This window comes from Mesorhizobium sp. M7A.F.Ca.AU.001.01.1.1 (assembly GCF_004022735.1).
GTDB classification, from domain to species: Bacteria; Pseudomonadota; Alphaproteobacteria; order Rhizobiales; family Rhizobiaceae; genus Mesorhizobium; species Mesorhizobium ciceri.
Map to the genome: position 1 here is coordinate 1 of NZ_RZPF01001027.1, position 1594 is coordinate 1594.

1 protein-coding gene and 1 pseudogene are annotated in these 1594 nt (G+C 68.1%); both read left to right on the top strand.

Annotated features, from left to right (window positions below):
• A pseudogene (locus EN884_RS35385) lies at positions 1-235 on the top strand (phage tail protein); the annotation flags it as partial.
• 10 nt (positions 236-245) lie between these two features.
• Positions 246-1594 (top strand): heme biosynthesis protein HemY (locus EN884_RS35390; protein WP_164895402.1); only part of this gene is annotated, 1349 nt, incomplete at its 3' end.

Sequence of the window (1594 nt, forward strand, 5' to 3'; positions counted from 1 at the left end):
ATCGCTGGTCAAGGTCAGGCCGATCGGCGCCGTCGAAGGCGCCGGCGCACCGGAAACCGTCGCGCGCATGGAGGCGGCGGTCAACCAGGGCGACTACGCCAAGGCACTCAGCGAGTATGAAACGCTGCCCGAGGCCGCCAAGGCCGCGGGCGCCGACTTTGCCGGTAAGCTGAAGGCGCGCATCGAGGTCGAGACCCAGGTCGATGCGCTGATCTCGGGCGCGATGAAGGCATGAGGGCAACACAATGATCCGCCTGCTCGCCTTCCTCATCGTCGTTTTCGCGCTCGGGCTGGGCTTTGCCTGGCTGGCCGACCGGCCGGGCGACATGGTCGTCACTTTCAACGGCTATCAATACCAGGTCAGCCTGATGGTGGCGGCGGTGGCTGTCGTTGCCGTGGTCGCTGCGGTGATGATCCTGTGGTGGCTGCTCAAGTCGCTGTGGAACAGCCCCTACACCATCTCGCGCTATTTCCGTGTCCGCCGCCGCGATCGTGGCTATCAGGCGCTGTCGACCGGCATGATTGCCGCCGGCGCCGGTGATGGCGCGCTGGCCCGCAAGAAGACCAAGGAAGCCGCCAAGCTGATCCGTTCCGACCAGGAGCCGCTGATCCACCTGCTCGAAGCGCAGGCGTCGCTCCTCGAAGGCGATCATGAAGGCGCGCGGCAGAAATTCGAGAGCATGCTCGAGGATCCCGAAATGCGGCTGCTGGGTTTGCGCGGGCTTTATCTGGAAGCCGAACGGCTCGGCGACCGCAACGCCGCCAGGCATTATGCCGGCCGCGCCGCCGCTGTGGCGCCGCAGCTGGCCTGGGCGGCGGAATCGACGCTGGAAGAGCTGACCGCGCGCGGCGACTGGGACGGCGCCCTGAAACTCGTCGACGCGCAGAAAGCGACACGGCAGATCGAACGCGATGCCGCCAACCGCCGCCGCGCCGTGCTGCTGACCGCCAAGGCGCAGGCGCTTGCCGACAGCGATCCCGCCGCCGCCAGGACGGCGGCGATCGAAGCGAACAAGCTCAGGCCCGATTTCGCGCCTGCCGCCGTGGCCGCCGCGGCCGCACTGTTCAAGCAGAACGATGTGCGCAAGGGCTCGAAGATACTCGAGGCGGCGTGGAAGGCCGAGCCGCATCCGGAGATCGCCGAGCTCTATACCCATGCAAGGCCGGGCGACGCGGTGCTCGACCGCCTCAACCGGGCGAAGAAGCTGCAGGAGATGAAGAAGAACCACGCCGAATCGTCGATGACGGTGGCGCGCGCCGCGCTCGACGCGCAGGATTTCGCGACCGCCCGCCGCGAGGCCGAGGCGGCGATCCGGATGGACCGTCGCGAGGGCGCCTATCTGCTGCTCGCCGACATCGAGGAGGCCGAGACCGGCGATCAGGGCAAAGTTCGGCAGCTGCTGTCCAGGGCGCTGCGGGCGCCGCGCGATCCGGCCTGGGTCGCAGACGGCGTGGTATCGGAACGCTGGGCTCCGGTATCGCCGATCACCGGCCGGCTCGACGCCTTCGAGTGGCGCGCGCCGATGGAGCGTCTTGGCCAGTTGATCGACAGCCATGATGACGCGCCAGCGGGTGCGGCACCGGTTATTGAAGC